This is a genomic window from Brevundimonas sp. G8 (assembly GCF_902506205.1).
Lineage (GTDB): Bacteria > Pseudomonadota > Alphaproteobacteria > Caulobacterales > Caulobacteraceae > Brevundimonas.
Window position 1 is genome coordinate 1,824,712 of the sequence record NZ_LR732816.1, and the last position, 20,465, is coordinate 1,845,176.

Sequence of the window (20,465 nt, forward strand, 5' to 3'; positions counted from 1 at the left end):
ATTACAAACTAGTCGAGTCAAGGCGTGGTCTTGATGCGACAGGAGTCGCTTGTATGCGCGGCGGGCGCTAAAGGTCGCCGGGTGCGTTTCGACGAAAGATTCATCGATGAACTGAAGGCCCGCCTTCGGCCGTCCGACGTGATCGGGCGGACGGTGAAGCTGAAACGTCAGGGGCGCGAATATGTCGGCCTGTCGCCCTTCTCCAAGGAGAAGTCGCCGTCGTTCTTCGTCAACGACGACAAGGGGTTCTTCCACGACTTCTCGTCCGGCAAGCACGGCGACATCATCTCCTTCCTGCAGGAGACGGAGCGGCTCAGCTTCGTCGAGGCGGTGCAGCGGCTCGCCGGCGAGGCCGGTATGCAACTGCCGGCGGAAGACCCCAAGGAGGCCGAGCGCGAGCAGAAGCGGGCGGGCCTGTCGGACTGGATGGATCTGGCCCAGAAATGGTTCGCCGCCAATCTGCGCCGCACGCCCGGCAAGGCGGCGCGGGAATATCTGGAAAAACGCGGCCTGCCCGAGGATCAGTGGGAGCGGTTCGGCCTGGGCTATGCGCCCAACGACCGCGAGGGGCTGAAACAGGCCCTGATCCAGCGCGGCGCCAAGCCCGCCGAACTGGTCGAGGCCGGGATGCTGATCTCGCCCGAAAGCGGCGGCCAGCCCTATGACCGGTTCCGCGACCGGCTGATGTTCCCCATCCTGGATGCACGGGGCCGGATCGTCAGCTTCGGCGGCCGGGCCATGAACCCCGACGATCGCGCCAAATATCTGAACGGCCCGGAAAGCCCGCTCTTCCACAAGGGCGCGACCCTCTACGGCCTGCCCGAGGCGCGGCGCATCTTGGGTGCTGAGAGCAAGAACGATCAGGCCATCATCGTGGTCGAAGGCTACATGGACGTCATCGCCTGCCAGCGCGCGGGCCTGCCGGCCGTGGCGCCGATGGGCACGGCTCTGACGGAAGAGCAGATGGAGCGGCTGTGGCGGGTGTCGTCCGAGCCGGTGCTGTGTTTCGACGGGGATGCGGCCGGCTTGCGCGCCGCCTATCGCGCCATCGAACGGTCGCTGCCGTTGCTGAAGGCCGGGCGCTCGTTCCGGTTCTCGCTGCTGGGCGCCGGACAGGATCCCGACGACATCCTGCGCGAAAAGGGCGCCCCGGCGCTGCGCCAGGCCCTGGCCGACACCCATGGGTTCGCCGAGGTGCTGTTCCGCCGTGAACAGGATCTGGAGCCGCTGGACACGCCGGAACGCAAGGCTGGCTTCAAGGCGCGGCTGAGGAACACCGCTTCGGCCATTCAGGACAAGGATCTGGCCGAACAATACCGCCGCGACCTGTTCGACCGTTTCGACGCCCTGTTCCCGCGCAGTCCCCAACGCGCGCCCTGGACGCCGGGGCAGGGCAGGCGCGGTTTCGGTCCGCCGCCCAAGCTGGGCCAGACGGCGGAAGGGGCCCAGGCGATGCAGTCGCTGTTCCGCGCTATCGAGCCGGTGCCAGCGGCCTTGGCCCACGGCGCCATCGACGATCCCGAACGGATGGACGACCATCTGGAGGAGATCGCCGCCCACGGTTTCGGCGACAAAGGGCTGGATGGCCTGGCTCAGGAACTGGTTCGCATGCGTCTGTCGGGACATAGCCTTGACTCTGCCGCCCTGCGACGCCATCTGGCGCAATCGGGTCATGATGCCTTAGTGCGCGAGGTCGAGAAGGCGGCGGCAAAGTCCGGCGCGCCTTTCCTGGCCGCAAATGCGCCCCTCGCCGAGGCAAGGGTCCGATGGTCGCAGGCGTTCGACGCTTCGACGCGGGTCGCCGCGTTGGAGGACGCCTTGGCTCATGCACGTGATGTGCCTGGGCAGGATGAGGCGTTTCGCCGGCTTAAGGCCGAGCGGGATGCGCTTCGCCGTGCGATCAAAGCCGGGACGATTTGGGAAGACAGCGCGGGCTCGTAACCTTACGGCCCGCCAGGCATTGTATTTTTCGCCGGGGCGGATTGATCACCCCCTCCGGCTGGAGACAGACTGACTATGAACGCACAGACCGAGACGCAGGACACCGAGGTTTCGACCGATGGACCCCTGCTCGATCTGACCGACGCCGGCGTCAAGAAGTTCATCAAACAGGCCAAGGCCCGTGGCTATGTGACGATGGAGGAGCTGAACAAGGTTCTGCCGTCCGAAGAAGTCACGCCCGACGCCATTGAAGACACCCTGGCCATGTTGTCCGAGATGGGCGTCAACGTCGTCGAGGCCGAGGAGGACGCGCAGGAGCAGCAGTCCACCGACGTCGCCGCCGCCGCCGGCACCGCCGTCGCCGAGGCGCCCGCCAAGGCCGCCTATGACCGCACCGATGACCCGGTGCGGATGTATCTGCGCGAGATGGGCTCGGTCGAACTGCTGAGCCGCGAGGGCGAAATCGCCATCGCCAAGCGGATCGAGGCCGGCCGCGACGCCATGATCTCGGGTCTGTGCGAAAGCGCCCTGACCTTCGAGGCCATCATGGTGTGGCGCGACGAGCTGGAGAACAACCGCATCCTGCTGCGCGAGGTCATCGACCTCGACGCCACTTACGGTGTGCTGAACCCGTCGTCCCTGCCCGGCGCCGCTCAGCCCGAGGCTGAGGCGGAAGAAGAAACCGAGGAAAAACCGGCGGCCGAGGCCAAGCCCGAATCCGACGACGACGATGACGACGACGATTTCGACGACGGCGGCGGCATGTCCATCTCGGCGCTGGAAGCCGAGCTGCGCGATGGCGTGATGGAGGTGCTGAACCTGATCGCCGCCGACTTCGGCGCGTTCCGGGGGCTGCAGGACAAGCTGGTCCAGACCCGCCTGAAGGGCGAGGTGCTGAGCGCCAAGGACGAGAAGGCTTATCGCGCCCTGACGCTGTCCATCTCGGACCGTCTGAAGACGATGAAGCTGAACAATAACCGCATCGAGGCCCTGGTCGAGCAGCTTTATGCGATCAACAAGCGCCTGATCGGTCTGGAAGGCCGTCTGCTGCGTCTGGCCGACAGCTACGGCATCTCGCGGCCTGAGTTCCTCAAGGCCTATTTCGGCGCCGAACTGGACCCGACCTGGACCGAGCGGATCAAGGACCAAGGCGTGCGCTGGACCAAGTTCAGCGACAACGAAGCGACGCAGATCGCGACCATTCGCAGCGACGTCGCCGCCGTGGCGCTCGAAGCCGGCCTGCCGATCGACGACTATCGCCGCATTGTCCAGACCGTGCAGAAGGGCGAACGCGAAGCGCGGCAAGCCAAGAAGGAAATGGTCGAGGCCAACCTGCGCCTCGTGATCTCCATCGCCAAGAAATACACCAACCGCGGCCTGCAGTTCCTGGACCTGATCCAGGAAGGCAACATCGGCCTGATGAAGGCGGTCGACAAGTTCGAGTACCGTCGCGGCTACAAGTTCTCGACCTACGCGACCTGGTGGATCCGTCAGGCGATCACCCGCTCCATCGCCGACCAGGCGCGGACGATCCGCATCCCGGTGCACATGATCGAGACGATCAACAAGATCGTCCGCACGTCGCGCCAGATGCTGCATGAGATCGGCCGCGAGCCGACGCCGGAAGAACTGGCCGAAAAGCTGGCCATGCCGCTGGAGAAGGTCCGCAAGGTCCTGAAGATCGCCAAGGAGCCGATCTCGCTGGAAACCCCGATCGGGGACGAGGAAGACAGCCACCTGGGCGACTTCATCGAGGACAAGAACGCCGTCCTGCCCATCGACGCTGCCATCCAGTCGAACCTGCGCGAGACCACCACCCGCGTGCTGGCGTCGCTGACGCCGCGCGAGGAACGGGTTCTGCGGATGCGTTTCGGCATCGGCATGAACACCGACCACACGCTGGAAGAAGTCGGCCAGCAGTTCTCGGTGACGCGCGAACGGATCCGTCAGATCGAGGCCAAGGCGCTTCGCAAGCTGAAGCACCCGTCGCGGTCGCGCAAACTGCGATCCTTCCTGGACAGCTGAAGACGATCAGGGGCGGCTCCGACGGGGCCGCCCTTTTTCTTGGCAGGCGACATGGGTCGAAAGCACGTCAACCTCGGCACGGCGCCCGCCAAGGCCGACCTGCCGCAAAAGCTTTGCTCCGCCTGCGGCCTGCAGTTCGCGTGGCGCAAGAAGTGGGTGCGGGACTGGGAACAGGTGCGGTTCTGCTCGGACAGGTGTCGGGCCAAGGGCGCGTCCGAAGATCAACGGTAGATGGCTCTCCGCCTCGTGACCGCGAGCGATCCGGGAATCAGATAGCGTCGCGACGATGTTTGCTGTGTCTCGCGCCTCGCCTTTCCTGATCGCCCTCAGCGTCGTGCTGATTCTGAGCGGCTGCGTGCGGCGGCCGCCCGAGCCGCTGCGGCCCTCACCCTATCCGTCGCGCACCGAGGCGCCCCTGGTCGGGGGGTTGGTGGATCGGGCCATCGATGGGGGCACGCAGGGCGCAGTCGTGCGCGAGGGGCGGGACCTGGGGCGGTGCCTGGCCGAGCTGAACGCCGCGCGGGTGCGGTTCAGCCCCGTGCCGGATCGCCAGAACACCGCGACCTGCGGCCTGAGCCAAGGCGGGGTTCTGGGCGCCGACCTGGGGACCGTGGCGCGCATGACGCCCGGGGATGTGGAGATGACCTGCCAGACGGCGCTGGCGCTGAGCATATGGCGACGCCAGTCGCTGGAGCCGGCGGCGCGCGAGATCCTGGGTTCGGACGTGGTCCAGATCGATCACATGGGCGCCTACGCCTGTCGCAACGTGAACAACGGCGTGGGGTCCAACCGCATCAGCGCCCATGCCCAGGCGGCGGCGCTGGACTTCGCCGGGGTGCGGCTGAGGGACGGGCGGCGGATCATGGTGGCCAGGGACTGGAGCGGCGACACGGCCGAGGCGCGTTTCCTGCGCCGCATCCGCGACGACGCCTGCCGCATCTTCGGTACGACGCTGAGCCCCGACTACAACGCCGTCCACCACGACCATCTGCATCTGGAGGCGACAGACACGCGGTTCTGTCGCTAACGCAACGGTTTCGCCTGAGGCGGATTACGGCTTCATGCGCGGTGAACTGAAGACCTATCAGGCCAAGCGCCGGTTCGGCGAGACCCCGGAGCCGAAAGGCGCCAAGGGCGGGCGGTCGAAAGGCGGGTTCCGCTATCTGATCCAGCGTCATGCGGCGACGCGGCTGCATTATGATTTCCGCATCGAGGCGGACGGAGTGCTTAAATCCTGGGCCGTGACCAAGGCGCCGTCACGCGACACGGCGGTCAAACGGTTGGCGGTCGAGGTCGAAGACCATCCGCTGGATTACGGCTCGTTCGAAGGCACGATCCCGGACGGAAACTATGGCGCCGGCACGGTGCAGATGTGGGACATCGGAACCTGGGAGCCGCAGGAGCCGGACCTTGAGGCGGCATGGGCCAAGGGTCAGATCAAGATGATCCTTCACGGCGAGCGGCTGAAGGGCAAATGGGCGCTGATCCGTTTGAAGAGCGACCGGGGCAAGCCGTCCAAACGGAACAACTGGCTCCTGCTGAAGGAGAAGGACGAGTTCGCCGTGGCGGGCGAGGGTGACGCCTTGGCCGAGATCGACGCCTCGGTCACCACGGGTCGGTCGCTGGCCGAGATTGCGGACGGGACCAAGGAATGGACGGCGTCCAAGCCGACGGGGCGCAAGGGCCCGGCCAAGCCCAAGCCGTCGAAGGCGGCGGCGAAGGCCAGCAAGCCGCCGGCCTTTATCCCGATCCAGCTGTGCAAGGTGACCGACCACCCGCCAGGCGGCGCTGGTTGGGCGCACGAGATCAAGTTCGATGGTTATCGCATCCAGATCGGCGTCGGCGGCGGTCGGGCGGTGCTGAGGACGCGCAAGGGTCTGGACTGGAGCGACCGGTTCCCGGACCTGGCGGCGAACGCGGCGACATGGCCCGATGCGGTGATCGACGGCGAACTGTGCGCGCTGGACGACGATCACATGCCGGACTTCGGGGCGTTGCAGGCTGCGATCTCGGACGAGAAGACGGGGGGGCTGGTCTATTTCGCCTTCGACCTGCTGTTCGAGGGGGCGGAGGATCTGCGCAAACTGCCGCTGTCGCATCGCAAGGCGCGGCTGCAGGCCTATGTGGACCGGATCGGCAAGGCGGGCGCAACGCGGCTGCGCTACGTCGAGCATTTCGCCTCGACCGGGCAGGCGGTGCTGGAAAGCGCCTGCAAGATGGATCTGGAAGGTGTGATCTCCAAGAAGCTCGACGCGCCCTATCACGCGGGGCGGTCATCGACCTGGCTGAAGTCCAAATGCCGGGGGCGCGACGAGGTGGTGATCGGCGGCTGGTCGTCGGAGGGCGGGACGCGGTTTCGGTCTCTGCTGGTCGGAGTGCGCGACAAGAAGGGCCTGCGCTATCTCGGCCGGGTTGGGACCGGCTATGGCGAGGCGGTGACGAAGACTTTGGTCCCGGCGCTGAAGGGCGTGGCGGCCGACAAGTCTCCCTTTGGCGGGACAGGCGCGCCCAAGGCGGCCAAGGACATCCACTGGGTCAAGCCGGTGCTGGTCGCCGAGGTTGAACATGGCGGATATACCGAGGCGGGCTCGCTGAGGCAGGCGGCGTTCAAGGGGTTGCGCGAGGACAAGACCGCCGCCGAAGTGACGCAGGCGCCGCAACCGCCAACGGAGATGGGCGAGGCCGACACGAAGGCGACCACGACGGTGCGGGCGGCGGGAAAGCCCGGCAAGGTGGTCGTGGCGGGGGTGACGATCTCCAGCCCTGACAAGGTGCTATGGCCCGCCGTCGGCGAGCGGCCGGCGATCACCAAGGCGGACCTAGCGCGATACTACGAGACGGCGGCCGAGCGCATCCTTCCCCATGTGGCGGACCGGCCGACCTCGATCATTCGCGCGCCCGAGGGGATCGGCGGCGAGACCTTCTTCCAGCGCCACGCCATGGCGGGGTCGAACCCGCGCCTGAAGCTGATCGACGTCAAGGCGCGCACCCCCTACGTCGCCGCCGTCGATGTGGGCGGCCTGGTCGCCATCGCCCAGTCGGGCGGGCTGGAGCTGCATCCCTGGGGCTGTGCGCCCGGCGCGCCGGAGGTCCCGGACCAGATCACCTTCGACCTGGATCCCGACGAGGGACTGGATTTCGCCGACGTGATCGCGGCGGCCAAGGGGGTGAAGGCGAAGATCGAGGCGCTGGGCCTAGCGGCCTTCGTCAAGACGACCGGGGGCAAGGGGTTGCACGTCGTCGTGCCGATCAAGACCGACGCCCGATCGCGCGTCACCTGGGACCAGAACAAGGCCTTCGCCAAGGCGGTCGCCGAGGCCATCCGCGTCGAGGCGCCGGACCGGTTCACCACGACCCTGGCCAAGAAGGCGCGGGGCGGAAAGATCTTCATCGACTATCTGCGAAACGGGCGGATGGCGACGGCGGTCGCGCCCTGGTCGCCGCGCGCCCGGCCGGGGGCGGGGATCGCCTTCCCGCTGTCGTGGGGGCAGGTGAGGGCGGGGCTGGACCCGGCCGCGTTCAATCTATGGACCTATGAGGCGCTGCTGAAAAAGCCCGATCCGTGGGCTGACTTCCGCGCCTCGGCGGTCAGCCTGAAGCCGGCGTTGAAGGCGATGGGGGTGAGTTCGAAATAGTCAGGCGGCGGCCTTCTTCTTCGCCGCCGGCTTCTTCTGTGCGGCCTTCTTCGCCGGCGCCTTCTTGGCGGCGGGTTTCTTCGCCCCCGTCGCCGAACCCTTCAGGCTGTTGCGCAGCGCCGCCATCAGGTCGATGACGTTGGTGTCGTCCGGTTCGGCGACGTCGACCACGCCCTTGCCGCCCTTGGACTTGGTCTTGATCATGGCGCGCAGGGCGTCGTCGTAGCCGTCCTTGAAGTCGGACGGATCGAAGTCCGCCTCCTTCTGACCGATGATGCGGGCGGCGATCTCGACCATGTCGGGGTCCGCCTTCACGGTCGGGATGTCGTCGAAATAGTCGTCGGAATCACGCACCTCGTCATGGGCGCGCAGGGTGTAGGCGATCAGGCCCTTGTCCCGCACTTCCAGCGCCAACTGACGTTCCTTGCCGCGCAGGACCAGGCAGCCCAGGGCGACCTTGCCCTGTTTCTTCATGGCGTCGCGGATGACGGCGAAGGCCTCGACGCCCGCGCCCTTTTCGGGGACGACGAAGAAGGGATCGTCCCAATACAGACGGTCGATTTCCGACTCGTCGACGAACTTGTCGATGGAGATGGTCTTGGTGCTTTCCAGCTTCACCTTGTCGAAGTCGGCGTCGTCGAACAGGACGTATTCGTCCTTGGACACCTCATAGCCGCGCACCAGGTCGCTGCGCTCGACCGGGCCGGTGTCGGGGTCGGTCGGCACCATGCGGATGCGGTTGTTGGTGTCGGGATTGATCAGGTGAAACCGCACGTCGTTCGTGCTGGTCGTCGCCGTGTAGAGGGCCACCGGACAGGTGACCAGCGACAGCTTCAGATGTCCTTGCCAGGTGGGGCGAGCGGCCATGTCGTTTCTCCTCGATCCATGACAATGCACCGGGGCGATTTGGGTTCGGACATGGCCGCCCGACGTCAGACGTGGGTCAGGCCTTGCCGTCGAAGACGACCTCGAACCCACCCCACATCATGCGCTTGCCGTCAAAGGGCATGTCCATGTCGGCGAAGCCGGGGTCGTCCTGCATCTTGCCGAAACAGGCGTCGGCGGTGGCGCGGTCGGGCCATGTCACCCAGGAAAAGACCACGACTTCTCCGTCCTCCAGCTTCACGGCCATGGGGAAGCTGGTCAGCTTGCCGTCGGGAACGTCCTCGCCCCAGGTCTCGACCTGAGACAGGGCGCCGTATTTCTGGAACAGGGGCCAGGCGACCTCGGCGGACTTGACGTAGCGCGCCTTGTCCTCGGATTTTACGGGGGTCAGGAAGCCGGTCACATAGGTCATCGGTCGTCTCCTTGGTTTGGGTTCAGAGGTCGGCGACGGCGCGATCCAGCGCCGCGATGTCGATCTTGCGCATGGTCATCATGGACTGCATGGCGGCGGCTGCGCGCGCCGGGTCGGGATCTGTGGTCAGGTCCATCAGGCGGCGAGGCGTGATCTGCCACGACAGGCCCCAGCGGTCTTTCAGCCAGCCGCAGGCGTTCTCGCTGCCGCCGTCGGCGATCAGGGCGTCCCACAGGCGGTCGGTCTCGGCCTGATCCTCGGTCATGACCATGAAGGAGACGGCCTCGGTGAAGCGGAAGTTCGGGCCGCCGTTCAGAGCCACATACTCATGGCCCGCCAGTACGAACTGGACCGTCAGGACCGATCCGGCGGGACCGGACGGCGTATCGACGGGCGAGCGATTGACCGCCATCACGCGGCTGTCGGGCAAAAGGGAGACGTAGAAGGCGGTCGCCGCCTCTGCGTCGCCGTCGAACCACAGGCAGGGAACGATCTTGTCGGCCATCACGCGTCTCCTTCCGCGAGGGCGGCGAGTTGATCGGCGACGGCGCCCCAGCCCTGTTCGAAGCCCATCGCCTTATGCGTCTCGGCGGTCTTCTCGTCCCAATGGCGGGCGATGGAGGTGTAACGCGTGCCCCCGGCCTCGGGCTCGAAGGTGTCGATGCGGACAAAGTCCAGATCCCCGGACTGGGGAACCCAGCCCTCGGTGAAGGCGCCGGTCGAGACCAGTTTGCGGCCCGGCACGACCTCCAGGAAGACGCCGAAATGGGGATGGCGTTCGCCCTCGGGAGAGGCCATCTCGATATTGGCCCGTCCACCGACGCGCAGGTCCCAATCGACGACCGGGGTGGTCCAGGGGCGGGGGCAGAACCATTCGCCGGTGCGCTGGGTGTAGATCTTCCAGACGGTTTCTGGCGAGGCCTGGATCAGGCGGCTGATGCTGAGTTCGCGGGGGTCGGCCATCACGACACCAAGGCGTCGGCGGCGAAGGCCTCGGGGCCGGCGGAGACGGCGGCCGGGTCCATCCACATCGGCTCCCAGATATGGCCGTCGGGGTCGGCATAACCGCGACCGTACATGAAGCCGTGATCCTGGATCGGGTTGGGGTCCATCATGCCGCCCGCAGCGCCCGCCTTCTGCACCACCTCATCCACGGCTGCGCGGCTGTCGCACGAGAAGCACAGCGACATCTGGGCCGAGACATGGGCGTCGGGGATCTGGCGGTCGGTGAAGGTGCGCCATTTGTCGTGGGTCAGCAGCATGACGTGGATCACGTCCGACACCACCATGCAGGCGGCCGTGTCATCGCTGAACATTGGGTTTCTGGTCGCGCCGACGGCCTCGTAGAAGGCGATGGACTTGGGCAGGTCGGTGACGGGCAGGTTGATGAAAATCAGCTGGGACACGGCGTTTCCTCTCCTTGTTTGTTTGCGAAATCTGACTCCAATGATTATGATAGTCAACCATGAAGTTAGAAAAAGTAACCGAAAAGGCCGGACGCAAATATCACGACGCCTGTGGCGCGGCGCACGGGCTGGATCTGATCGGCGAGCGCTGGGCGCTGCTGGTCATCCGCGAACTGATGATGGGACCGCGCCGGTTCGGAGACCTGAGAAAGGATTTGCACGGCATCTCGGCCAATGTGCTGACGCAGCGGCTGGAGGGGCTGGAAGCGTCTGGCATCCTGCGGCGCAGAAAGCTGCCCCCGCCCGCCTCGGTCCAGGTCTATGAGCTGACGCCTTGGGGCTATGAGATCAAGCCGGTCTTCATGGTGCTGGGCGGCTGGGCGGCGCGCTCCCCGCTGCACGACCCGACCCTGCCGATCAGCGCGGTGTCGATCATGCAGTCGTTCGAGACGATGTTCGACCCGGGTCTGGCCGGCGATGCGGTCATGAGCCTGGGTTTCGTCTTCGGCGATGAAGGGTTCGTGGTGCAGGTCGAAGGCGGGATCATCACGACGCGCCGCGATGCGACGGACGCCGCCGAGGTCGTTCTGACGACGCAGCCGCCGCTGGTCGCCGCCTGCGTCTATGGCAAGGTTCCGCCCGCTGCCTTCGAGGCCGATGGGATGATGACCGTCACCGGCGATCGTGCCGTGTTCGACCGGTTCGCGGGCTTCTTCAACCTGCCGGAGAAAGCGGGGTGATTTCGCAGCCAAAGCGCGCGCAGTAGCGGGCGCGGACCTTGATGGCGACAGCCTCGGGGTCGAAGAGATCGAGGGACGATTTCATCATCTGCTCGGAATCTGGCGGCGTCTTGGAGACGGGCGGTCGACCTTGAGACATCGCCTGCAGATCGACCTCTGCGATATTGCGCGCCAAAAGCGTCGCGAAGATTCGCCGGGTCTCTGTCGCCGAGGGAGACTCTTGTCGAAACCACGACTCGATCAGCGCCCGGCGATCCGCAGGCGCTTCGATATCGGGCATGAAGGGCTCGGGAATATCCTCCAGCATCTGTTGCGCCAGAATGTCGGCGGCGGCCATAGCGGCCGGTGTCGGCCGCGGCCCTCTCCAAGGCGGCGTCTGGGAACGGCGTGGTCGCTCGGTCGTAAAGGGAATAGCGACGCGGAAGCGGCTTGGCTGGGCTCTACCGTCTATGGTCGCCGGGTTCAGCGTTCCGCGACGCACGACCTCCAAAGCACGCTCGCCGAAGCCTAGCCCTTCAGGCAATTCGGAGCGCACTTCGCAGTCTTTAGCCTGACCGCTTACGGTCGCGGTGCATTCGACGACGACGCGGCCGTCTATGCCCAACAATACCGCCAAGCCTGGGAAGTCGTTCTCAGACGCCGCAGGCGGGATTTTCCATGACGAAGAGGTGCGCTGCGCCAAGCTGGGCGAGGCGACCATCACCGTGGCTGCACCTATCACTGCCACCAACCAAACACGCATGACGATCCCCGACGGCTTCCCCTAGCGTGTTCGACGCTTAAGGCTTCAAGCCAGGATGTCCAGCAGGGTTCCGGTCATGTCGTCGGCGGTGCGGACCACGGCGGCGTTGGCGTTGAAGGCGGTCTTGGCCTGGAGGCGTTCGACGGTTTCCTCGGCCAGATTGTCGAGCGGTGCGGTCGCGGTGCGGCGCGCGCTGTTGTCGAAGCGCGTCTGGGCGCTGGTCATTCCGGCGGCGGCGATGGAAAGCGCTTGCATGACGAGGGTCCGGGCGAGGTGCGTTCGATCTCAAGACTGCGTCTTTCAGGTCAACGTCGCCTGAAGGAACAGGGTGAACGGTGTTTTCCGCCCCGCTTGCGCCCTTATTCGTGTATAGAGCGCCATCATTCGCCCGGCCTGAGGTCTGACCTCGGCCGGGCGCGGTCGTTTCAACGACCGCCCTTGTCCGTTTGCCCAGGTTTCCTATGCCCTTTCCCGCCGTCCATCCCGCGCTCGACCGCGCCCTGATCAACAAGGGCTATGCCGAACCAACCCCGGTTCAGGCCGCTGTCCTGGAAGCCGAATACGCTGGTCGCGACCTGCTGGTCTCGGCCCAGACGGGCTCGGGCAAAACCGTCGCCTTTGGTCTGGCTGCAGCCCCGACCCTGTTGGGCGACAAGCCGATCTTCGCCCCCGGCGGCGCGCCGCTGTGCCTGGCCATCGCCCCGACGCGGGAACTGGCCATGCAGGTCGCGGCCGAGCTGGAATGGCTGTACGCCGACTCCGGCGCCAAGATCGCCACCTGCGTCGGCGGCATGGATGCGCGCCGTGAAGCGCGCGCCCTCAGCTTCGGCGTCCACATCGTCGTCGGCACGCCCGGCCGCCTGAAGGATCACATCGACCGGGGCAACCTGGACCTGTCAGAGCTGAAGGTCGCCGTGCTGGACGAGGCCGACGAGATGCTGGACATGGGCTTCCGCGAAGATCTGGAGCACATCCTGGACCAGGCGCCGGCCGAACGCCGCACCCTGCTGTTCTCGGCGACCATCGCGCGCGAGATCGCGACCCTGGCCAAACGCTATCAGAAGGACGCGGTGCGCATCGACGCCACCGACAAGACGCGCCAGCACGCCGACATCGAATACCGCGCCTATCGCATCGCGCCGAACGAGATCGAGCATGCGGTGGTCAACACCCTGCGCTGGTTCGAGGCGCCGCGCGCCATGGTCTTCTGCTCCACGCGCGATAGCGTGCGTCACCTGCAATCCTCGCTGCTGGAGCGTGGTTTCTCGACCGTCAGCCTGTCGGGCGAGATGGGTCAGCGCGAGCGCACCGACGCGCTTCAGTCGCTGCGTGACGGCCGCGCCCGCGTCTGCGTCGCCACCGACGTGGCCGCGCGCGGTCTGGACCTGCCGGACCTGGGCCTGGTCATCCACGCCGAACTGCCGATGAACCGCGCCGGCCTGCTGCACCGTTCGGGCCGGACGGGCCGTGCGGGCAAGAAGGGCGTCTCCGTGATGCTGGTGCCGCACTCGCGCCGCCGCAAGGCGGAGCGTCTGATGGACGAGGCCGGCGTCGACGCCGTCTGGACCGGCGCGCCGACCTTCGACGAAATCCGCAAGGCCGACGAAGGCCGTCTGCTGTCGCCCGAGTTCTTCGAGGCCGAGGTCTCCGACGAGGACATGATCGTCGCCAAGCGGATGATCGCCGAGCGCACGCCCGACGAGATCGCCGCCGCCCTGGTGCGTCTGCTGCGCAAGGAACAGCCGGCGCCGGAAGAACTGTCCGATCCGGGCTCGGATCGCGGTCCCGCCAAGCGCGAACGCACCGTGCGCAACGACGACGGTACGGCGGCCCAGCCGTGGCCGGGCGACCGCCTGGGCTCCGACGACGTGGTCTGGTTCCGCCTGGACGTGGGCCGCAACAAGAATGCCGACCCGAAATGGCTGATCCCGCTGATCTGCCGCATCGGCGGCATCACCAAGCCCCAGATCGGCGCCATCCGCACCTTCCCCGACGAGACCCGTTTCGAGGTCGCCAAGACCCACGAAAAAGCCTTCCGCGAAGCCGTCGCTGCGTCCAAGGACGAGGTGAAGATCACGCCGTCGGAAGCCCCGACGCCGGGTTCGATGAAGGCCGGTCGGTACGAAGGCAAGCCGCGTCGCGAAGAAGGCGACCGTCCCTTCAAGAAGACCCCCTACAAGCGCGCCGACGGCGGCGCGGGCGACGCCCGTCCGGCCTTCAAGAAGCCCTGGGCGCCCAAGGCAGACGGCGGCGGCAACCCGCGCTCGAACGCAGCAGCCGACAAGCCGTTCGCCAAGAAGGCCTTCCAGGGCAAGCCGAACTTCAAGAAGGACGGCTTCAAGGGCAAGCCCAAGGGCTAAGGCGTTACACGTCTAAAGATTAGTCCGTCATCCTCGCTTTTGTGGCGAGGATCCAGACTCCCGGTGCCTGCAATTGTTCGCCACTTTCACTACCGGGAGTCTGGATACTAGGCACAAGGCCTAGGATGACGAGAGGGTAGAGCTGCCCTTGCCACCCGTCTCATCCGGGCGCACCTTCCGCTCATGAGCACGCCGTCCGCACCTGATGGTCGATACGCCTCGTTCGAGGCCTTCTATCCCTATTACATTCACGAGCATTCCAACCGCACGTGCCGACGCATCCACGTCGTGGGCACCGGCCTGGTGATCCTGGCGTTCGGGGTCTTTGTGGCGACGCAAAACCCCTGGTGGCTGCTGGCCATGCCGCTGCTCGGATACGGCTTCGCCTGGGTGGGGCATTTCTTCTTCGAGAAGAACCGGCCCGCGACGTTCAAATATCCGCTGTGGAGCCTGATGGGCGACTTCCGTCTGTTCTTCGAGACGGTGTCGGGCAAGCGCCGCTTCTGATCCGCATTTCAAGCTGCGCGGTTTTTTGAAACCGACTAGTCTGGTCCTGCGGCGCCTCGCCGCTGCTGGAGGGAGCGCTCATGAAATCCATCGCCATCGTCGCCGCCGCCTCGGTCCTGTTCGCCCCGGGCGTCAGCCTGGCGCAGAAGGCCGGGGCCAAGCCCGACTTCAATCTGGATCCCAACTATGGCTCGGTCGAGCTGGAGACGGGCTTCACGCCCGACCCCTGGACCAAGTCGATCCTGGCCGGCGGTTCGATCGCCGCTTCGGCCGCGCAATCGGGCTGCGAGGGCAAGGTGAGCGCCGCGCCCGACCTGCAACTGAACTTCACGGCCGGCGATCTGGACCTGACCATCAAGGCCCTGGCGTCCGAGGACACCACCCTGCTGGTCAACAGCCCCGGCGGCCGGTGGTATTGCGACGACGACAGCGGCGGCGACCTGGACCCGATGGTGACGATCTCCGATCCCGAGAGCGGCCGTTACGATATCTGGCTGGGCACCTATGACGACAGCATGGTCCAGTCGACGCTGCAGATCAGCGAACTGGGCGGCACGGACATGACCTCGGGGCCTGCGCCGAACATGGAACTGGAGCCCAACTACGGCACGGCCAATCTGCGCGGCGGGTTCACGCCCGATCCCTGGACCAAGTCGATACTTGCCGGCGGTTCGTCGCCCGCCTCGGCCGCCAAGTCGGGTTGCGAAGGCTCGGTCAGCGCGGCGCCGGACATTCAGATATTCTTCGAGCCGGGCGATTCCGACCTGACGTTCCGCGTGCGGGCCGAGGAGGACACCACCCTGCTGATCAACACGCCGAACGGCCGCTTCTATTGCGACGACGACAGCGGCGGCGATCTGGATCCCAAGGTCACGATCACCAATCCCCAGAGCGGCCGCTACGACATCTGGGTCGGCACCTATAACGGCTCGATGGTGCAATCGACGCTGGAAGTGTCCGAGTTGGACTGATCGCAGCTAGACGCAGACACGGAAACGCCGGCTGACCTTCGCGGTCAGCCGGCGTTTTCATTTCCGCATCGGATCAGTTGGAGGCGGTGGTCCAGGCCGGGGGGCAGCCGTCGAAGTCGCCGGCGTCGACGATGGTCAGGGTGCGCATGTTCAGACGCTGCGCCTGGTTCATCGAGCCACGGCCGTTGCCGGTGTAGAGGTCGACCTTCTGGCCCTTGATGGCGCCGCCGGTGTCCGACGCGTACCAGTAGCCGTCGTGGATCGTGCCGTCGGCCATACGCAGGCCCACCGTCTCGCGAATGAACAGCTTGGTGCGGCGGGGAATGACGCGGGGATCGACCGCGACGGTGCGCATGGCGATCGGACGGCAACCCAGGGAATCGTTGCCCGTCGCGCCGCCGCCGCCTGCGTGATAGAGGCGCGCCGATGCGCGCCAGTCGGGATCTGAGGCCATCATCTCGGCCTGTTCGGCGTTCAGCGCGGTTTCGATTTCGGTGGAACCGACGGTGGCGGCAAGGGTTTCAACCCTGACTTCATCCGCCGCTACGACATCATTGTAGGGGACAGGCCCGCTCGTCACAGACGACACGGCGGCCCAAAGCATGGCGATAGCAGCGGAAGCGCCGATCATGAGTTTCGCTCAGGAGACACCGGCTCCCAACGCCGCCGGCGCTGGCCTTGTCGCGTTAACTTGTGGCGAGAAAGCGGCCAAATCGTCCGGCGTGCTTTGCGTTACGATTTGTTTCTAAGTTAACACATTGTTTTTCATGATTTATCCATCCCCAGCTTGCGCGCCCGTGCGGCAAGCCAGGGACGGGTTCGGCTATCAGAATTTGAAGTTCAGACCCGCCTGAACGACGGGAAGGATCTTGTAATCGTCGGCCTCGGACTGGATGTCCTGCTCTTCCTGATCCAGCCGCGCCCGGAAAATGGGGTCGTTGGACAGGGTTCCGCCGCGCGCATCCAGATTGACCTGGGGCGAGTCGCCGAACGCGGCGCCGGCCAGGATGCGGAAGCCCAGGCGGCCGCCGCGCGTGAAGGTGTTGTCGTAACCGAAGCCGACGAAGGGCGCGGTGCTTTCCAGGTCGATGCGGCCCGTCAGCGTCCCGACCTGGGCCGGGGTGAAGGTCGCGCCGCCGACATTGACGTTGCCGGTGGGCGTGGCGTCCAGATCGATCTTGCGATCCCCGAAATAGGCGCCGCCCGAGATCAGGAAGCCGTTGCGGAACGGATGCACGTCCACGAAGGCGCCGGGCGACTTGAAGTCGATCTTGGCGTCGTAATCGATCCCCTTGTAGGTCTGGTCGCGATCCCAGTTCAGCACGTCATAGCCGCCGCGCAGCACGACGACGGGGCTGAGGGCGAACTGGGCCTGAAGGCCGGCGCCCGGCGTGCCGACCTGGGCGCCGACGGCGAAACGGCTGTCTTGCTGGGCGAGGGCCGACGCAGCGGGCAGGGCGGCCGTGACGACGGCGGCGACGAACAGGGCTTTCATGACGTGTATCCGAACAGGAGGGGAGGAGGTTTGCTTCACCCTGCCGGTGTGCCCCTGAAGATTGAGTTACGCAGCCTCGTCCCGCCGCGCCTCGGCCTCGCGCACGGCTTCGACGGCGCGGTCCAGCACCTCCAGTCCGGCGCCGGGCTGGATGGCTTCTACGGTCAGGATGCGGCGGAAGGCGCGCGCGCCGGGGCGGCCATGCATCAGGCCCAGCATGTGCCGGGCCATGGCGGGCAGGGCGAGTCCCTCGGCCAACCGCGCGGCCATATAGGGACGATAGCGGTCCAGCGCGGCAAAGGCGTCGGTGTCGGCGACGGCCTCGCCATACAGGCGACGGTCCGCCTGACCCAGGATGGCCGGCTCATGATAGGCGGCGCGGCCCAGCATGACCCCGTCCAGCTTGACCCCGTCTGCGTCGTCCAGATGGGCTTTGGCTTCGTCCATCGAGGCGATGCCGCCGTTGATCGAGATGTTCAGATGCGGCCGTTCGCGCTTCAGCCGGCGCACCAGGGCGTAATCCAGCGGCGGCACGTCGCGGTTCTCCTTGGGCGACAGACCCTTCAGCCAGGCCTTGCGCGCATGGACGACGAAGACCTCGATCCCGACGGCGGCGCAGGCGTCCACCGTGGCGAACAGGCTGACCGCCGGATCCTGATCGTCCACGCCGATGCGGCATTTGACGGTGGCGGGCACGGTCACCGCCTTGCGGATCGCCGCCATACAGTCAGCCACCAGCTCCGGCTCGCGCATCAGACAGGCCCCGAACCGGCCCGACTGGACCCGGTCGGACGGGCAGCCGACGTTCAGATTGATCTCGTCGTAACCGAAAGTCTCTCCGATCTTGGCCGCCTCAGCCAACTGCGCCGGATCCGACCCGCCCAGTTGCAGCGCCACCGGATGCTCCAACGCATCGAACCCCAACAGCCGCTCGCGATCCCCATGCAACACCGCCGGCGCCGTCACCATCTCGGTATACAGCAAGGCCCGCGTCGTCAGCGCACGGTGAAACGCCCGGCAATGCCGGTCGGTCCAATCCATCATTGGGGCGATGGAGAGCGTGCGGGAGGCGTTCAACGACATTATATTTGGAATCGACGTGCTGTTTGGCGACGGTCGCGATGGGGCTTCCCGCGCAGGAGAGCCGCTTTATAGGCGATGTCGTCTTTAAACGCGATGACACAGACCCTACCGGCTTAGTAGGTCGGCCGCGTCAAAATCGACGGCTTGCGGTGAGGCGGACGGTTCGGCCGAGCGGGTCCTGGTCGTCGCGGCCATAGCCCGGCGCCGGGAGGCCGTTGCCTAATGTTGCATCTGGCCGGGCGTCGAACAGGTTCTCGATTTCCAGTTCGAGGCGGAGACCATCGTTTCGACGCCGGCCGGCCTCCGTCGTTTCGGCTTGTTTCGTCTCCAGCACGGTGCTGATCTTGAGTCCGACGGTGGTCAGGGGCGACAGGGCAAGGTCTTGTGGACCGTCCTGGCCGACGTCGCGTCGAATGCGGGCGCTGCTGCGCCAGGCGGCGTTCAGGTTCGCGCCCCAACGCCCAAATCGACCATCCATTTTCAGTGTCAGCTGATGGCGGGACACCCCGCCTCCATCTCCGGACAGCCGGTCGAACGTGGGAAGATCGTCGCGGATGATCAGGCGATCCGCGAGCCGCCAGGTATGGCTGATGGAAACCTGGACAGAGCCTCGTCGGGGCGATCCAGGGGCGGCCCCGCCAAGGGGAATGTTGGCGGTCAGGCCGGACGAGAGGGTGTCGGAGGCGATCTCCTGCAAATTGATTGCGCGCTGATCGACGGCGAACAGACGCCCCGTCGCGTCTCTCAAAAATCGGTTCGGAAAGGCGGCCTCGGTCGCCGGCGTCAGCGCAGGCAGGGCGCCGATCGCGTCGGTCGATCGCGTGCTTTGCAGATCGACATTGCCCTGCACGCCCCAACGGCCGAACGGGCCTGCTGAGGCCCCGATCGACGCCGACTGCGTGTCTTGCGCTCGAAGGTCTGGACTGCCGCCGGTGAGCGGCAAGATTTCCACCGCTTCGCCGGATCGAAAGTCATAAACGGTCTGCGGTGCTCCGTAGAGGGCCGGTGCGAACCGTTGATCACGCGTGGGGGCGTCCGTTGCGCGGGACCATTGCCCCGTAAATCGATATCGGCCCGACGGCGTCCAGGCGAAGCCGGCGTTGAACCCTTGGCCGTCCGCGCCTGCGGTGTCCAACCGACTCAACCGCCCGCCGAGCGTGACGAGCAGGTCGCCCCATACGCCGCCCCGCTCGCCCTGCTGGGCTGACCATATGGGAAGCGTCAGACCGGACCTCATATCGAGCGCCTGCGAAGACTGGGCTGTCTCTTGGCCCGATGCGTCGGTGTCGGTTCGCGCGTGGGAATACTGCGCGTCCACCGTCATCAGCATCGGCCCCGCCGGAAGATCGACCAGGGTCCGATCCGCCGACAGGTTCGCGACCCCTGACAGGTTGCGGGCCGTCAGGTCGGAAACGCCATTCTGCCGGCTTTCAATGGCGACGGCGTCCAGGCCCATCCGCACCGACCAGCCGTAGGCCGAACCACTGACGCCGCCACTCGCGGTCAGGATGCTCGTGGCCTGTCGCGTATCGAGCACGCTTCCCGCGACCTGCGACGAAAACCGACTGCGCTGCTCCTGCGCGCTGGCGGTCAGCGATGTCGCCCAGTCGCCGAGCGTCCCTGTCATCGACAGGTTCGCCGCGGCGGTCTGGGTCGCGGGGCGCAACGTGCCGCCTTCGCGCTCGGGATTGTCTCTGACGACGCCTGATCGTTCATCCGCTCTGAGCGACGTCGTTCGCCCCGCCTCGACGCCGAACTGCAGCGTGTCGGTTTCCTTCAGTTGAGATTGACGGGCGTCGACCGCCAGGGTCGAGGTTCCCCCGGCCGTGGGTCGCGACGCCCGAGCCAGGCCGTCGCGACTTCTGAACTCGGGGACCAGGACGATGTTCACGACCCTCCGGGTGGGGTCGCCTCCATAGGTCGCGCCCGCCTGTTGCGGCAGAATTTCCAAGCGAGACAAGGCGTCCGGCGGAAAGCCGAGGAAGTTCCGGGGATCGACCACCCGACGACCATTGACGATCACCAACGGCGGCTGCTGCAGGCCGAGGTTTTCGCTGATGCGATTGATGACCTGCCCGATATCGTAGGCGCCGAGGTTGTCGATCTCCTCGGTTCCCAGCTCGCGCTCGGGCGCCAGCCTGGCGGCGCCCCTCCGACCGACGACGACGACCTCGTCCAGTTGAACCGGGGCGAGGGCCTCGGCCTGAACGCTGCTGGTCAAAATAAGGGGTAGGCAAAACAGCATCTGCGCGATCACCAAGAC

Annotated in this window: 21 protein-coding genes and 1 pseudogene; 10 read left to right on the forward strand and 12 right to left on the reverse strand. The window is 66.2% G+C overall.

All coding sequences use genetic code 11. The annotated features are described in order from the left end of the window. Positions 1–81 precede the first annotated feature (81 nt). The 5 genes from dnaG (at position 82) to ligD (ending at position 7,601) form a co-directional block, all read left to right on the forward strand. Complete coding sequence (dnaG, locus tag CHRYSEO8AT_RS08910; protein WP_201304392.1) at positions 82–1,941, forward strand: DNA primase; 1,860 nt, start codon at positions 82–84, stop codon at positions 1,939–1,941. A 75-nt stretch (positions 1,942–2,016) separates the two neighbouring features. Continuing rightward, the gene (gene rpoD, locus CHRYSEO8AT_RS08915) at positions 2,017–3,966 is read left to right on the forward strand and encodes an RNA polymerase sigma factor RpoD (RefSeq protein ID WP_159849226.1); all 1,950 of its coding nucleotides are present in this window, start codon (positions 2,017–2,019) and stop codon (positions 3,964–3,966) included. A gap of 51 nt (positions 3,967–4,017) precedes the next feature. After that, entirely contained in the window at positions 4,018–4,197 is a 180-nt protein-coding gene (locus CHRYSEO8AT_RS08920; protein WP_159849228.1) for a DUF2256 domain-containing protein, read from the forward strand. Positions 4,198–4,261: 64 nt separating this feature from the next. Next, a complete protein-coding gene (locus tag CHRYSEO8AT_RS08925; protein ID WP_236547482.1) occupies positions 4,262–4,993 on the forward strand; it encodes an extensin family protein in 732 nt (243 codons plus the stop codon). Between the two features lie 34 nt (positions 4,994–5,027). Then, complete coding sequence (ligD, locus tag CHRYSEO8AT_RS08930; RefSeq protein WP_159849232.1) at positions 5,028–7,601, forward strand: DNA ligase D; 2,574 nt, start codon at positions 5,028–5,030, stop codon at positions 7,599–7,601. On the opposite strand, the gene CHRYSEO8AT_RS08935 is transcribed toward ligD, so the two are convergent. The 5 genes from CHRYSEO8AT_RS08935 to CHRYSEO8AT_RS08955 all read right to left on the reverse strand — a co-directional run bounded on the left by CHRYSEO8AT_RS08935 (position 7,602) and on the right by CHRYSEO8AT_RS08955 (position 10,304). After that, the gene (locus tag CHRYSEO8AT_RS08935; RefSeq protein WP_159849234.1) at positions 7,602–8,468 is read right to left on the reverse strand and encodes a Ku protein; all 867 of its coding nucleotides are present in this window, start codon (positions 8,466–8,468) and stop codon (positions 7,602–7,604) included. A gap of 76 nt (positions 8,469–8,544) precedes the next feature. Continuing rightward, positions 8,545–8,898 (reverse strand): DUF1428 domain-containing protein, encoded by a 354-nt coding sequence (locus tag CHRYSEO8AT_RS08940; RefSeq protein ID WP_159849236.1) that lies wholly within the window; start codon positions 8,896–8,898, stop codon positions 8,545–8,547. Between the two features lie 22 nt (positions 8,899–8,920). Continuing rightward, entirely contained in the window at positions 8,921–9,403 is a 483-nt protein-coding gene (locus tag CHRYSEO8AT_RS08945; protein WP_159849238.1) for a VOC family protein, read from the reverse strand. Next, positions 9,403–9,861, reverse strand: a complete 459-nt coding sequence (locus CHRYSEO8AT_RS08950; RefSeq protein ID WP_159849240.1) for an SRPBCC family protein — start codon at positions 9,859–9,861, stop codon at positions 9,403–9,405. The genes CHRYSEO8AT_RS08945 and CHRYSEO8AT_RS08950 overlap by 1 nt, the downstream gene beginning before the upstream one ends. Next, positions 9,861–10,304, reverse strand: coding sequence for a VOC family protein (locus tag CHRYSEO8AT_RS08955; RefSeq protein WP_159849242.1), 444 nt, complete (start codon positions 10,302–10,304; stop codon positions 9,861–9,863). Before CHRYSEO8AT_RS08955 ends, CHRYSEO8AT_RS08950 begins: the two co-directional genes overlap by 1 nt. A 59-nt stretch (positions 10,305–10,363) precedes the next feature. Here CHRYSEO8AT_RS08955 and CHRYSEO8AT_RS08960 point away from each other — a divergent pair, with 59 nt between their 5' ends. Then, a complete protein-coding gene (locus tag CHRYSEO8AT_RS08960) occupies positions 10,364–11,044 on the forward strand; it encodes a winged helix-turn-helix transcriptional regulator (protein WP_159849244.1) in 681 nt (226 codons plus the stop codon). Here the strand turns inward: CHRYSEO8AT_RS08960 and CHRYSEO8AT_RS16130 are convergent. Then, positions 11,019–11,381 (reverse strand): hypothetical protein, encoded by a 363-nt coding sequence (locus tag CHRYSEO8AT_RS16130; RefSeq protein WP_236547483.1) that lies wholly within the window; start codon positions 11,379–11,381, stop codon positions 11,019–11,021. The genes CHRYSEO8AT_RS08960 and CHRYSEO8AT_RS16130 overlap by 26 nt on opposite strands. A 123-nt stretch (positions 11,382–11,504) precedes the next feature. Beyond that, positions 11,505–11,660: pseudogene (locus CHRYSEO8AT_RS16290) on the reverse strand (energy transducer TonB); the annotation flags it as partial. On the opposite strand from CHRYSEO8AT_RS16290, the gene CHRYSEO8AT_RS16135 reads away from it, so the two are divergent. Then, a complete protein-coding gene (locus CHRYSEO8AT_RS16135; protein WP_236547484.1) occupies positions 11,641–11,811 on the forward strand; it encodes a hypothetical protein in 171 nt (56 codons plus the stop codon). The pseudogene CHRYSEO8AT_RS16290 and the gene CHRYSEO8AT_RS16135 overlap by 20 nt on opposite strands. Before the next feature lie 20 nt (positions 11,812–11,831). Here the strand turns inward: CHRYSEO8AT_RS16135 and CHRYSEO8AT_RS08970 are convergent, their stop codons facing one another. Further along, positions 11,832–12,041 carry a flagellar basal body rod C-terminal domain-containing protein gene (locus tag CHRYSEO8AT_RS08970; protein ID WP_159849248.1) on the reverse strand — a complete coding sequence of 70 codons (210 nt, stop codon included), beginning with the start codon at positions 12,039–12,041 and terminating at the stop codon, positions 11,832–11,834. A 206-nt stretch (positions 12,042–12,247) separates the two neighbouring features. Here CHRYSEO8AT_RS08970 and CHRYSEO8AT_RS08975 point away from each other — a divergent pair, with 206 nt between their 5' ends. The 3 genes from CHRYSEO8AT_RS08975 to CHRYSEO8AT_RS08985 all read left to right on the forward strand — a co-directional run bounded on the left by CHRYSEO8AT_RS08975 (position 12,248) and on the right by CHRYSEO8AT_RS08985 (position 15,624). After that, complete coding sequence (locus CHRYSEO8AT_RS08975) at positions 12,248–14,146, forward strand: DEAD/DEAH box helicase (protein WP_159849250.1); 1,899 nt, start codon at positions 12,248–12,250, stop codon at positions 14,144–14,146. Positions 14,147–14,329: 183 nt separating this feature from the next. Next, positions 14,330–14,653 carry an Mpo1-like protein gene (locus CHRYSEO8AT_RS08980; protein ID WP_159849252.1) on the forward strand — a complete coding sequence of 108 codons (324 nt, stop codon included), beginning with the start codon at positions 14,330–14,332 and terminating at the stop codon, positions 14,651–14,653. Positions 14,654–14,733: 80 nt separating this feature from the next. Further along, positions 14,734–15,624 (forward strand): hypothetical protein, encoded by an 891-nt coding sequence (locus CHRYSEO8AT_RS08985; RefSeq protein ID WP_159849254.1) that lies wholly within the window; start codon positions 14,734–14,736, stop codon positions 15,622–15,624. 73 nt (positions 15,625–15,697) lie between these two features. On the opposite strand, the gene CHRYSEO8AT_RS08990 is transcribed toward CHRYSEO8AT_RS08985, so the two are convergent. From CHRYSEO8AT_RS08990 to CHRYSEO8AT_RS09005, 4 genes are all read right to left on the reverse strand, one after another. Beyond that, positions 15,698–16,255 carry a 3D domain-containing protein gene (locus CHRYSEO8AT_RS08990; protein ID WP_159849256.1) on the reverse strand — a complete coding sequence of 186 codons (558 nt, stop codon included), beginning with the start codon at positions 16,253–16,255 and terminating at the stop codon, positions 15,698–15,700. A 195-nt stretch (positions 16,256–16,450) separates the two neighbouring features. After that, positions 16,451–17,119, reverse strand: coding sequence for a hypothetical protein (locus CHRYSEO8AT_RS08995; RefSeq protein ID WP_159849258.1), 669 nt, complete (start codon positions 17,117–17,119; stop codon positions 16,451–16,453). Between the two features lie 66 nt (positions 17,120–17,185). Continuing rightward, positions 17,186–18,202 (reverse strand): tRNA dihydrouridine(20/20a) synthase DusA, encoded by a 1,017-nt coding sequence (gene dusA / locus CHRYSEO8AT_RS09000; RefSeq protein ID WP_159849260.1) that lies wholly within the window; start codon positions 18,200–18,202, stop codon positions 17,186–17,188. A gap of 130 nt (positions 18,203–18,332) precedes the next feature. Beyond that, on the reverse strand, positions 18,333–20,459 hold the full coding sequence (locus CHRYSEO8AT_RS09005; protein ID WP_236547485.1) for a TonB-dependent receptor: 2,127 nt from the start codon (positions 20,457–20,459) through the stop codon (positions 18,333–18,335). Positions 20,460–20,465 lie beyond the last annotated feature (6 nt).